This window comes from Microcoleus vaginatus FACHB-2002 (assembly GCF_040004035.1).
Classification (GTDB): domain Bacteria; phylum Cyanobacteriota; class Cyanobacteriia; order Cyanobacteriales; family Microcoleaceae; genus Microcoleus; species Microcoleus vaginatus_C.
Genome location: NZ_JAMPLN010000012.1, coordinates 23,500 through 36,225, shown reverse-complemented (window position 1 = coordinate 36,225; position 12,726 = coordinate 23,500). Strand labels below are relative to the sequence as shown.

10 protein-coding genes are annotated in these 12,726 nt (G+C 49.5%); 4 read left to right on the top strand and 6 right to left on the bottom strand.

The features are described 5' to 3' along the window. Window positions 1–131: 131 nt before the first annotated feature. The gene (locus tag NDI35_RS12605) at window positions 132–779 is read right to left on the bottom strand and encodes a DUF2301 domain-containing membrane protein (RefSeq protein WP_333172361.1); all 648 of its coding nucleotides are present in this window, start codon (window positions 777–779) and stop codon (window positions 132–134) included. An 80-nt stretch (window positions 780–859) separates the two neighbouring features. Between NDI35_RS12605 and NDI35_RS12600 the strand changes: the two genes are divergently transcribed. Further along, on the top strand, window positions 860–1,537 hold the full coding sequence (locus NDI35_RS12600; protein WP_445313031.1) for a calcium-binding protein: 678 nt from the start codon (window positions 860–862) through the stop codon (window positions 1,535–1,537). 214 nt (window positions 1,538–1,751) lie between these two features. On the opposite strand, the gene NDI35_RS12595 is transcribed toward NDI35_RS12600, so the two are convergent. Together NDI35_RS12595 and NDI35_RS12590 are read right to left on the bottom strand one after the other, a co-directional pair. Beyond that, window positions 1,752–2,507: a DUF561 domain-containing protein gene (locus NDI35_RS12595; protein ID WP_445313030.1), complete on the bottom strand. Its 756-nt coding sequence runs from the start codon at window positions 2,505–2,507 to the stop codon at window positions 1,752–1,754. 234 nt (window positions 2,508–2,741) lie between these two features. After that, window positions 2,742–3,593 carry a creatininase family protein gene (locus tag NDI35_RS12590; RefSeq protein ID WP_445313029.1) on the bottom strand — a complete coding sequence of 284 codons (852 nt, stop codon included), beginning with the start codon at window positions 3,591–3,593 and terminating at the stop codon, window positions 2,742–2,744. A 183-nt stretch (window positions 3,594–3,776) separates the two neighbouring features. On the opposite strand from NDI35_RS12590, the gene NDI35_RS12585 reads away from it, so the two are divergent. Beyond that, entirely contained in the window at window positions 3,777–9,116 is a 5,340-nt protein-coding gene (locus tag NDI35_RS12585) for a PAS domain S-box protein (RefSeq protein WP_445313028.1), read from the top strand. Window positions 9,117–9,513: 397 nt separating this feature from the next. On the opposite strand, the gene NDI35_RS12580 is transcribed toward NDI35_RS12585, so the two are convergent. Together NDI35_RS12580 and NDI35_RS12575 are read right to left on the bottom strand one after the other, a co-directional pair. Continuing rightward, window positions 9,514–9,837 carry a WGxxGxxG family protein gene (locus tag NDI35_RS12580; protein ID WP_333286143.1) on the bottom strand — a complete coding sequence of 108 codons (324 nt, stop codon included), beginning with the start codon at window positions 9,835–9,837 and terminating at the stop codon, window positions 9,514–9,516. A gap of 113 nt (window positions 9,838–9,950) precedes the next feature. Continuing rightward, on the bottom strand, window positions 9,951–10,262 hold the full coding sequence (locus tag NDI35_RS12575) for a WGxxGxxG family protein (protein WP_333141015.1): 312 nt from the start codon (window positions 10,260–10,262) through the stop codon (window positions 9,951–9,953). Window positions 10,263–10,584: 322 nt separating this feature from the next. Between NDI35_RS12575 and ccmP the strand changes: the two genes are divergently transcribed. Together ccmP and NDI35_RS12565 are read left to right on the top strand one after the other, a co-directional pair. Continuing rightward, complete coding sequence (gene ccmP / locus NDI35_RS12570) at window positions 10,585–11,229, top strand: beta-carboxysome protein CcmP (protein WP_445313027.1); 645 nt, start codon at window positions 10,585–10,587, stop codon at window positions 11,227–11,229. Window positions 11,230–11,249: 20 nt separating this feature from the next. After that, on the top strand, window positions 11,250–11,993 hold the full coding sequence (locus NDI35_RS12565) for a pentapeptide repeat-containing protein (RefSeq protein ID WP_445313026.1): 744 nt from the start codon (window positions 11,250–11,252) through the stop codon (window positions 11,991–11,993). A 181-nt stretch (window positions 11,994–12,174) separates the two neighbouring features. Here the strand turns inward: NDI35_RS12565 and NDI35_RS12560 are convergent, their stop codons facing one another. Next, window positions 12,175–12,702 carry a hypothetical protein gene (locus tag NDI35_RS12560; protein ID WP_445313025.1) on the bottom strand — a complete coding sequence of 176 codons (528 nt, stop codon included), beginning with the start codon at window positions 12,700–12,702 and terminating at the stop codon, window positions 12,175–12,177. Window positions 12,703–12,726: the final 24 nt, after the last annotated feature.

Below are 12,726 nucleotides of genomic sequence, written 5' to 3'. Positions count from 1 at the left end.
CGATGTGAAGAAGGAAGAAGCCACAATACCAATGGTTTCAAGAAAATGGAAATAGTGGGACAGTGAGAGAGCGATCGAATTGCTCTTCAGTCCCATGCCCCATTCCCTATGCCCCATGCCCCATTCCCAAATTATTTGTGTTTCAGGTACTCAAAAACGCTTTTATCCCCGATATCCTGCGGCATTGGTTGAAAAAACTTACGCACAGCAAATATGATAAACAAAGCGGCCCAAATAGCCAGCAAAAACTGTTCATTTTCGGCTGACAAAAAACCGAAAATATGTCCTAAAATTAGAAGAGGAACGCCGGGAGTCAAAAACTTAGTTTCTAGGCGATTAAAGCAGAATGCTTCCTTAAAATAAATGCCATTTAAGGCGGCAAAAGTAAAGCCAATTCCCCACAGCGTGGCGGGATGTTCGTACACTGCTAAAGCTAGAGGTTGGCTGCTTTGTAGGGCGACAAACAATGCTGCCGCGCCGCCGATCGCCCAAAACGCCTGTAGTGTTCGGTGTAGCGCAATCATGTAAATGTGAATAGTTGCCAAGCTGACGCCTAAAGCTATCCAGAAACAAGCAAAAACAGGCGTTACAGCTTGGATTGCAATCGGGTTGTCGCCCTGTTGCAACACCAGAGTAGTGCCGATCGCAAAACACAGCGCTGCCACCCCCAATCCGGCGCGGTAAATCAACACTCCCGTGCGATCGTTTTGAGTAATCGTAAACTCGCCGAATTGTCCTTGATAGACTGGCGATTCATCAGGTGATTTCAGTAGTTGCATTACAGCTTCCTCCTATTAGACACGAATGTACTTCTGCCAAGATATACTTTATTGATAAACCGATCCAGCGAGACCGAGCGATGCCTAAATTTAACAAGCCTAAACTTAACCCGCCTAAAGTTAACAAATCTAAAGTTAACAAATCTAAATTGGACGATCGCCCCGATCACAGCAAATCCCTTCCTTCGCAATCCGAACTTCCTCCAGTTCAGCTTGATGAAACCATTGTAGCAGGCAGAAGACCGAAACCGCTAGACGACTTCCAGCGCCTGCTGGCAGAAGTAACCGAATTGAGATCGGGGTTCGATCCAGAAATGTTAGCGCATATCGACAAAAATCTCCCATTTAATACCAAGCAATTTGAAACTAAGATCAGCAAAATTTTGGGTGGTAAAAATATTGATTCTACTCTCAAAAATTCAGTCAAATATCTAGAGTACATCAAGCAAAATATTCAACTTCCCTGTCACGTTACCGGCATAGAAGAGTTTGAATGGGAAGAAGAATATACAATGGGTTATGGCAGCAAAAAAGAATATGCAAGGCTCAAAAAAACTCAACCTTCTTATACTGATAGATTCACCATTAATCGGTTGGAGGATTTTGTGATTCAGGAAGAAGGCATATTTGTGGAAGTGCAGCGCGTCGGCGATCGCCAAAAGTTTATGTTGCCTTTATTCGAGTTAGAATCAGTTGATGTAATCTCCCGCAACAATCAGTTATTAGATGATTATGCCGTGTGGTTTCTCAATTATTAAGGAAAAGTGGAAAAGTGGGGGAGGGGAAGAGGGGAAGAGTGGAAGAGTGGGAGAAGGGGAGAGTGGGAGAAGGGGAGAGTGGGAGAGTGGGGGATGAGAAAAATCTTCCTTCTTCCTTCTTCCTTCTTCCTTCTTCCTTCTTCCTTCTTCCTTCTTCCTTCTTCCTTCTTCCTTCTTCCTTCTTCCTTCTTCCTTCTTCCTTCTTCCTTCTTAATTAAATGGAAGCTGGCAAGTGCGATCGCGAAACCAAACCCAAAGCTTCAACCAAACTGCGAACAGCCGCAATCATCGCCACTTCGCTATTAAGTTGGCTGACAGCAGAACCTACACCAACACCCGCAGCGCCGGCTCCAATAGCGAGGGGTGCGGTGACGCTGGAGATACCGGAGGCGCAGAGTACGGGGACGGATACGGCGCGGGAAATTTCAAAGGCTGCGGCTAAAGTAGGCGCTGCTTTTTCAATTAATCCCAAGGTGCCGGCGTGAATTGGTTGAGCGCTGGTGCCACCTTCGGTTTGAATGATATTAGCCCCAGCTTTGACTAATTCAATTGCTAACTGTACTTGTTTGTCGAGTGCCAAAATGTGGGGAACTGTCACAGAAAGAGTGATGTTTGGAAATAGCGATCGAGTTTCGCGAGTCAACTGCAAAACTTCCTCAGCTTCAAAGCGGCGGCCTACTGCGTAGAAAGCATCAAAGTTACCAATTTCAATCAAATCAGCGCCAGCTTCTACTGCAGGCACAAACTTTTCCGGTTCCACAGCCGATACACAAATTGGCAAATTTGTCAACTCTTTTGCCATCAATACCAAATCTCGATCGGCAGCAATATCGACAAAAGAAGCACCGCCGAGATCCGCTGCTTTGACGACAGCCGCAACGTTTGCGGCATCAAAATTATTTAAACCGCTGATAATTTTCAGGGCGCGACCTTGCTCAAATGCGCGCTGCAATTTAGAATTTACACTCATCGTCTGTTTTCCAACTCAAAAAATTTCTTAGACTCATTTTGACATAAATTTAGAACAAATTTTAATTTTTAATTCTTAATAGCGATAAGGTGCAACCTAAGCACCCTACATAGGTCGATTATGCCTCCAGGACTGTATTTTTTATTTTTATAGCAAGCGCCAAGACAGTTATAAGGTTCTTAATGGCTGCAACTATTGTTGTGACTGCATTTCCACATCGATCTTCTTCCCTCTTCATTCTTCCATCGGACTGACATCTGTTACATCCCGTACAGTGCTCGTTGCCGAACTTCCCGGCTGTCGAAATTTGTAAACATCTTTGATAACTTGTGCCCAGCCGTCAGAGAGAGATTCGAGAATCCGAGATCCCTTTTCTTTCGTCGCCACCGTCGCATCGCCCAACACACCGCTTTGTGTCAACTCTCGCGTCAGCCAAGCAAAAGGCAAATTGCCTTCCATACTCAGCAAACAGTCTGTTGGTAAACCCTGCGGGTACTCGCAAACGGCCAGTTCCATTTTCACCTGTTCGGGCAAAATTGACAACATCAAACTCGTTTCTGCATCACCCGCGTGAATCCCAAACTCCAACTCCTTCGCAGTTAATAATTCAGCAGCTACATTAGGAACGCGCCAAACAAACAGCGGAAAAACCGAAAAATCCTGATATTTCTGATGAATATCCCGCGCCGCAATTTCCATCACCTGCGGCTGTCCGCCGTGGGCATTCATTAACACTAATTTCCGAAATCCTGCCCGGTAAATACTGTCCGCTATTTCACTGATTACTGCTAAAAGTGTCTGAGCGCTGAGCATGATTGTACCGGGAAAATGGCAGTGTTCGTTCGACTTGCCATAGTACAAAGGCGGCAAAGCATACGCCGGAATATTTGCCTCTAACTTTGCCAGGGCTTTGCCTGTCACTGCCACGCTAATTGCCGCATCTACAATTAAAGGCAAATGAGGGCCGTGTTGTTCGATCGCACCTAGCGGCAGAATTATCACAGTATTTTCTTTATCCGGCATAGACTGAATTTCTGTCCAAGTCAGATAGGGAAAAAAGCGCGATTCGGGAATAAAATTGTGCATATTGTAGCGGCAAGAGCATAGGCAACCAAGGCAATTAACGGGCATGAAAACTAAAAAGTAATTCCCCAGATAGATAACATCTTCTGTCTGTCGGTAGATAATATAATATAGCAGATACTTTAATAGCGCGCTGATAATATACGCTCGCCAGCTCAGACCGAAAGACATAGAGACCACTAATTGATGGAAGCTTGGCAAACCCCACAAACTAATTTAACCGACATTCCGATCGCCGATGAACTGTCGCGCCGCATCCCTCGATCGCACGATTGCAAAGCAGAAAACCGAGCGCTGCAAACGCTGGCTCGACAATTGGCAACCTCACCCCACACGCTGCTCAAAACACTGGTGGCGATCGCTAAAGATTTGTGCGAGGCAGGAAGCGTCGGAGTCTGCTTGCTAGAAGAAAATGCAAATTCCGAACAAATATTTCGCTGGGAAGCCTTGGCGGGCGCGTGGGAAGCCGCAGAACATAGAAACACACCCCGCACATTGCGTTTGTCGGGAGCGGGTCTCGATCGCCAAACTCCCCAGCTTTACTTCGCTCCAGAACAATACTTCACCGACTTACAGCAGCTAGAATTGCCGATCGCCGAAGCATTAGTCGTGCCACTGCAAGCAGAAAATCAATCGCTGGGGGCAATATGGATTGTATCTCACGAGGACGATCGCCAGTTCGATGCCGAAGACTTGCGGATCGCGATCGCCCTAGCAGACTTTGCCGTTGCCGCCGTACAAATCGATCGCGCCGAGCGAACCAAAGAAGCTTTGCGAGAAAGCGAAGAACGCTGGCAGCTAGCCTGTGCCGGCAACAACGACGGGATTTGGGATCACAACCTGCAAACCAATTGCCAGATCCTGAGCGATCGGTGTTTAGAGATTTTGGAACGTCGGCCCGAAGAAGTCAAGGACTTCAGCCAATTTTTGAGCTACATTCATCCCGATGATTTGGAGATAATGCAAAGCAATTGGCAGCAGCACTTGCATCGAGAAACCTCACATTACTGCTGCGAGTACCGCGTTCGCTGTCCCGACGGGCGCTACAAATGGATTTTAGCCAGAGGGCGAGCAATTTGGGATGAGTCAGGCAATCCCCTGCGGGCCGTAGGTTCCCTGACAGATATCAGCGATCGCAAACAAACTGAAATTGCTTTGAAACAAAGCGAAGAACGTTTGAGCGTCGCCATCGAAGGCTCAGGCATGGCAACCTGGGATTTAGACGTGCGAACAAATCGAGTAATTTGGTCGGCGACCCATTTCAGCATTTTGGGCTGCGAACCAGTACCAGACGGCGAAGTAAGCGTAGCTGTGTGGGAAAACTGCGTGCATCCAGACGACTTAAAGCAAGTCCTGCAGGCAATAGAAACAGCTCGGCAAACCCGCTCGCTCTACTCCCCCGAATACCGGATCATCCGGGCAGACAACGGAGAAATCCGCTGCTTGAGAGCGTTCGGGCGCTATCTCTACGACGAGTCAGGCGAAGCAGTGCGGTTTATCGGAGTATTATTTGATGCTACCGATCGCAAAATGGCCGAACTCGCCCTGCACGAGAGCGAGCAAACGGTGCGCCGTCAACTTCTAGAGATAGAGTGGCTCTACCAAACAACTCCCGTGGGTTTGGCAGTTTTAGACAAAGATTTGCGGTACGTGCGGCTCAACCACCTGTTGGCCCAAACGAACGGCTTGCCCGTCGAAGCGCACATCGGCCGCACCCTACGCGAAATTGTCCCCGAATTGGCAGACACAGCCGAACCTTTGTTGCGCCACCTTCTCGAAACCGGAGAACCGAGGCGAAATTATGAAATCAGCGGTGAAACCAAGGCTCAACCCGGTGTTGTTCGCACTTGGCTCCAGAATTGGTTGCCGCTCAAAGACACGGGGGGGGAGATTGTCGGGATTAATGTCGTGATACAGGAAATTACCGATCGCAAAATGGCCGAACTCGCCTTGCAAGAAAGCAACAACCGCTTTCATTTAGCTACAAGGGCGATCGACGGCCTGGTGTTTGAGTGGGATTTGGCAGCAAACTCAGTTTACCGTTCCGAGGGACTCTTCTCGATCGTCGGTGTCTACCCAGAGGATGCACCGGCAACACCAGAGTGGTGGAGAGAACGCATCCATCCCGCCGATTTGGCACGCATCCTTGCCGGGGCCGAATCAATCTTAAGTGCCGAGCGCTACGAAGACGAGTACCGAGTCCGGCACCAAGACGGGCGCTGGATTGATGTTTGGGAGCGCGGCTGTTTGATCCGCAACCAGCAAGGTGAAGTGACAAAAATAGTCGGCTTCACAAGCGACATTACCAAGCGCAAACAAACAGAAGCAGCACTGCGCGATCGTGAAACCCACCTGCAATTGATTCTCGACAGCGCCAAAGACTACGCCATCTTCACCACCGACACCGACGGACACGTTACCAGTTGGAACGCAGGCGCCCAGAGATTGCTGGGCTATACCGAAGCTGAAATCGTCGGGCAGCACGGACGCATCATCTTCACCGCAGAAGACTCAGCAACCAGAATGCCGGAAGCAGAAAGGCACATCGCCCTGACTCAGGGAAAGGCAGAAAACGAGCGCTGGCACGTCCGCAAAGACGGCAGCCGCTTTTGGGGCAGCGGGCTGGTGATGCCCCTGCGCGACGCAGACGGCGAGGTGCAAGGTTTGCTGAAAATTATGCAGGACAAAACCGAGCGCTGGCAAATAGAAGAAGCACTGCGGCAAAGCGAAAATCTCTACCGCACCCTCGCCGATGGCGTCCCGGAATTAATGTGGATCAACACCGCCGACGGCAGGTTAGAGTTTTGCAACCAACACTGGAAAAGCTACACCGGCATGATGCCAGAATTGCCGCTGGCTGCGCCGGTGCTGCAATTATTTCATCCTGATGATCTGCCAGCAGTTGTCGGCACGCGCACTGCTGCGATTGAAGCAGGGGAAGCCTACGAATTCGAGTGTCGGGTACGCAGGTTTGATGGTAATTACCGCTGGCATCTAGCGCGACTTGTGCCCGTCAAAGACAGGGGGGGAAAGGTGGTGCAATGGGCTGGGATCGGCATTGATATTGACGATCGCAAACGAGCAGAAGAAAGCTTAGCAGAAAGCGACCGCCGCTTTCGCTTCCTGGCTGAGTCGCTGCCCCACCTGATTTGGAACGTAAGTTCCGGCGGAGAAATTCGCTTTACCAATCAACAACAATGGTTGGAATATCTGGGAATGTCTTACGAGGAAGCGGCTCAAAGCAATTGGGAATCCCTAGTCCCGCCCTCGGATTTGGCAGAATCTTGGGCCCGCTGGGAAGAATGTCTAATCACCGGAGAAGTTTATCAAATTGAGCTGCGCCTGCGGCGGGCAGTAGACCACATGGAACGCTGGCATTTGTCCCGCGCCGTGCCAATTCGCGACGCAGGAGGCCAGATTGTCGAGTGGATCGGCACGAATACTGATATTCACGATCGCAAACAAGCCCAACTGAACGAGCAGTTTCTCTCCGAGCTCGAAGTCCGCTTGCGGCAGCGCTCTAACCCCGCAGAAATGTTGTGGGAAGCCATGAACAGTCTGGGAGAATATTTACAGGTCGATCGCTGCGTGTGGCACGGAATCGATGTAGAAGCCGACCTGGTATTTGTCCAGCAAGACTGGCACCAGTCCGACCTTGCCAGCGCCGCCGGCACCTATAAAATCTCAGACTTTAAGACGCCAGAACTGAAAGCTCTGTCTATGGCAGGTCAAACACTTGTCATCTCAGATATTGCTAATGACCCCCATACAGCGCATTTATTCGATAACTACGGTGCCGTGTCGATTCGCGCTTTGGTCGATGTTCCCTGCCTTGAGGAAGGGCGCTGGGTGGCTCTTTTGCTGGTGACATCAAGGGTGGTTCGGCACTGGCGACCCGATGAAGTTTGGCTGATGCAAGAAGTGGTGGCTCGCCTCTGGACGGTGATCCTGCACGCGCGAGCTCTGCATGAGCTGCACGAAAGCGAGGCTCGGTTCCGCGCTCTAGCTGACAACATCGCTCAGTTGGCCTGGATCACAGATCCCTCTGGCGGGAGTTTATGGTATAACCAGCGCTGGTTTGAGTACACGGGCACAACGCTAGAAGAAATGCTAGGTTGGGGCTGGCAACTGGTACACCACCCGGAACACCTCGATCGCGTTGTCGAAAAATTTAGGCGCTGCATTGAAACAGGCGAACTCTGGGAAGATACTTTCCCCTTGCGCGGCAAAGACGGATCGTACCGCTGGTTTCTCTCCTGCGCCGTGCCGATTCGGGACGATCAAGGCAACGTGCTGCGCTGGTGTGGCACCAACACTGACATTACCGATCGAAAAGTTGCAGAAGCGGAACGGGAACGCCTTCTAGCGCGGGAAAAGGCAGCGCGGGAAGAAGCAGAACGCGCTAACCGTGTCAAAGACGAATTTTTGGCTGTTTTGTCCCACGAATTGCGGACTCCCTTAAACCCGATTATGGGCTGGGCGAAGCTGCTTCAATCGAATCTTCTGACACCGGAAAAGCAGCGTTATGCCTTAGAGACGATCGAGCGCAATGCCAAACTACAAACCCAGCTTATCGAAGATTTGCTCGACGTGTCGGGGATTCTGCAAGGCAAGGTCAGCTTGAATATTGCACCTGTGGATTTAGCTGGGGTAATCGGCGCTGCTATTGAAACGGTGCGTCTGGCGGCGGAAGCCAAGTCGATTCAAATCAGCACTCAATTTGCACCCAATCTCGGCCCGGTGTTGGGGGATGCGGGGAGACTTCAGCAGGTAGTCTGGAATTTGCTGTCAAATGCCGTCAAGTTCACCCCGCCAGAAGGCAAAATCCAAGTCGTTCTCGATCGGGTGGACACCTTGGCCCAAATTACTGTAACTGATACGGGAAAAGGTATCGAACCTGATTTTCTGCCCTATGTATTCGACTACTTCCGGCAAGCTGACAGCACGATGACGCGCAAGTTTGGCGGATTGGGTTTAGGATTGGCGATCGTCCGCCATCTCGTCGAACTCCACGGCGGCACAGTGAAATCCGCCAGTCCCGGTGAAGGAAAAGGTGCAACCTTGACCGTATGGATACCTCTGATGCCCGTGCAATCTCAGACGAGTCCTGCGAAAACTGCGTCGCCGGACCAATCCTTCAATTTGAGCGGTATCAGCGTGTTAGCGGTGGATGATGATGCCGATGCGCGAGATTTGGTGGTTTTTCTGCTTGAGGATTGTGGGGCAAGCGTTACAGCAGTTTCTAACGCCGCCGATGCTTTGGCGGTTTTAACTGAGTCTGTGCCGGATTTGCTGTTGAGCGATATTGGAATGCCCGACACCGACGGTTATATGTTGATGCGACAGGTTCGGGCTCTGGCGCCAGACAAAGGGGGACGGATTCCGGCGATCGCCCTCACGGCTTATGCTGGAGAAATTGACTATCAGCAGGCGCTGGCTGCGGGGTTCTGGCGCCACATTTCTAAGCCTTTAGACCCCGACAAGTTGGTGCAGGCGATTTGCGAGGTACTCGATCGTTCTGGCTAAAATATTTTTTAAGGTTTTTTTGTGTCTGAAAAGTCTTTATTTAATGAACCGCGAAGACGCAAAGAACGCTAAGGAATAAAGGAAGAAAAAAGGAAAAAGTTAATAATTTCAAGTCCGGTTATATCTGACCTATGGCACCATTCTCAATAATAATTTTATTGAGTGGCTATGAGCAACGGCCCGCAAGAAAATTCACTCTTTGTGGAAGCGGGCGGAAAGCCTGTTCATGAGAATGGTGCCATAGGTCAGATGTAACTAATTTAATCCTGGTTCGATCGCGCATCATCTCAAACAAAAAAACCTCACGGAGGGAGGTTTTTTGATGATTATTGGCTATCGTCGGACAGGTTAAAACATCCTGTCCCTGCATAATGCCCACAGCACTAAGACTCAATTCTTAGCGGTAGTCAGTGCGCGCCGCAGGCTCGCGATCGCTCGTTGTAGTGGTATAGCGGACATTTTCTTCGCGTTTGCGGGGAATCAAACCCAACAAACCAGACAAGCCTAGCAATCCCAACCATCCCCAATCAAAATCGCGATCGGTTTCAGCATTGTAGACATCGGAGCGAGGAGTGGTGGTGGTTGTTGTGCTGTTAGTACCTGAAGTTGTACCGCCAGTTGTATCTGTCTGAGCTGAAGCAGGGAGATGAGCTGGTGCTATGGCTAAACCAGCAGCTATAATACCTGCACCGATTGCTTTGGATAAATCAGAACGTTTCATAATTCAGCTCCTCTGTGTTGGCTAAAATCTTTAACTATCAAAACTATATCGATCTGCAGACAGGTTAAAACATCCTGTCCCTGCATAAGACCGACAGCACTAAGACTCAATTCTTAGCGGTAGTCACTACGCACAGCGGGTTCGCGATCAGTCGTTGTAGTGGTATAGCGGACATTTTCTTCGCGTTTGCGGGGAATCAAGCCTAACAAACCAGACAAGCCTAGCAATCCCAACCATCCCCAATCAAAATCGCGATCGGTCTCAGCATTGTAGACATCGGAGCGAGGAGTGGTGGTGGTTGTAGTGTTGTTAGTACCGCCAGTTGTATCTGTCTGAGCTGAAGCAGGCAGATGAGCTGGTGCTATGGCCAAACCAGCAGCTATAATACCTGCACCGATTGCTTTGGATAAATCAGAACGTTTCATAATTCAAATGCTCTCTGTTGGCTAAAATCTTTAACTATCAAAACTATATCGATTGGCTTTTAAAGTTAAATCCATCTCTAGCGGTAAACATTGCTAAGTTCCACGTATTACTAGAGATTGATATCAAATTTTTAGCAGGCGCACCAAATTTAAAATTGCTCGCGGAGGCACTCCGGCACTATAAAACGCGGGTCTGACACCTCACTCGGTTGTGAGGCACTCCGGCACTCTCGACAACAGACAAGGTGTTGTTTACAAAAAAAGGTAAACTCAGATATTGCACAGACAAGTGTTGGAACTCGATCGACGGAGATAGAAACTTTTGGGTATAGAGCTACGCAGCTACGTATTTCTAGACAACTTGCAGCCACAGCACGCAGCATACATCGGCACAGTCGCCGCCGGATTCTTGCCGCTGCCGGGGGATGCGTCGCTGTGGATAGAAATCTCGCCCGGTATCGAAATTAACCGAATTACCGATGTCGCCCTCAAATCGGCCTCCGTGCGCCCCGGAGTGCAGATAGTAGAACGCTTGTACGGCCTTCTGGAAGTACACTCGAGTCAGCAGGGGGAAACGCGGGCAGCAGGCAAAGCAATTCTAGAATTCATCGGACTCCGCAGAGAAGAAGGTATCAAACCGCGAGTGATTTCCAGTCAAATTATTCGCAACATTGACCCCCACCAAACACAATTAATCAACCGCACCCGCCGCGGACAGTTGCTGCTGGCGGGCCAAACGCTTTACGTCTTAGAAGTAGAACCCGCGGCCTATGCAGCGCTGGCGGCCAATGAAGCAGAAAAAGGCGCGTCTATTAACATCTTAGAGGTTCAGGCTGTAGGCAGTTTCGGACGGCTTTACCTCGGCGGCGCAGAACGAGATATTATAGCAGGTTCCCAGGCAGCAATTGCGGCGGTGGAAAACGTGACGGGTCGAGAAAATCCAGCAATTTTTGGTCGCAAGGAATAGCCGTTAAAGGAGATGCAATTATGGCAAATACACAGCATTTAGCGCTGTTAAAAAAAGGTGCAGTTACTTGGATTGAATGGAGAAGTCTCAACCCAAATATAGAACCGGATCTGGGCGAAGCTAACCTCGCCGAAGCAAATCTCAGAGGCGCGCATCTTTGGCGCTCGAACCTTTTTAAAACAGATTTGTTTAAGGCTAAGTTAATTTCGGCAAACCTCGCTGAATCTAATCTTAGTTTAGCAAATCTTGCCGGAGCACAATTGCTCGAAACTACTTTAATTAAAGCTAATTTAACTGGCACTAACCTCCAAGCGGCAGACATGAGGGGAGCTGATGTGAGCAGTGCTAATTTAATTGGGGCTGACCTCACCGCTGCTAATCTCCAACAAACCGATTTCGGTGATGCGAATTTAATCGGTGCGGTGATGTTTCGAGTTAATGCGATGGGCGCGAACCTTAACTGTGCTAATCTCAGTCAAGCAAATCTCACTCAAGCTGAATTGATTGAAGCACATTGCTATGGAGCTAATTTCTCTAAAGCTAACCTCGGGGAATCTCACTTCACGGGAGCATATCTTTTCCGGGCAAATCTCTGTTTTGCACAGTTGAGCGCGGCCGATTTCCGGTGGGCAAACCTTGGCAAAGCTGATTTGAGAGGGGCGAATTTGACCGGGGCAAATCTCAGGGGAGCGAACTTGGCGGGAGCTAATCTGGGCGAAGCTATTTTGAAAAGAACAATCATGCCTGATGGCAGCATTGTTTGATAAATATTGGATAATATTTATTCTTGTAAAATAACCGCGATCGTTAAAAAAAAGTCAGTTGCGCGTTTACCGAAACGATTGCCAAAACATGAGCTTTTGGGGCGGGTTGAGGCTTTCTCTCTAATACAAATCCGAGATTGATTAAACCCGCCTCGGCTCAAAACTCGCAACTGTCGATCGATTAATTTTTGCCAGCGGGCGATACTTGATAAAGTCCTCTAACGGGTCCTGGATCGGTCGGTGAATCTTGCTGCTGTCTTGGAAGTGTAAACTGATCTTGGAGTCCAGCGGGAGTAGGGAAACAGCCACTTGGTTGAGGTCCTAGCTGGCAAGCAGCAGGCAGTGCCATGACTGAGGCATCGAAGGGATTAACTGCATCTGGGACGCGGAGAATCGGGTCGCTGGAAACTTGCCGCTGCATTACTCGTCGGTAGAGGCCGTTGATGCGACTGGCATCCCTCTCGATTTCTTTTTCGGGAAAGGCAACGACGCCACTGGGGGAACCGATTCCTAAATAGTCGCCAAAGTAACCTTGCAAGCTGACGTTTTGGTAAAAGTCTCCTGAAGCTTCAAAGAATTGTCGGTTGAAGTCGTCGGCAATCGGGTGAAATCGCTCTGTTTGTGCTTGAGCTGGTTTGACTGATGCCAGTGCGGCAGAGGCGACAGCGAGAATCAACGCGCCGCTCAGGCTTTTTAACTTTTGACTCATATATTTGGGCCTCCTTAATTAATT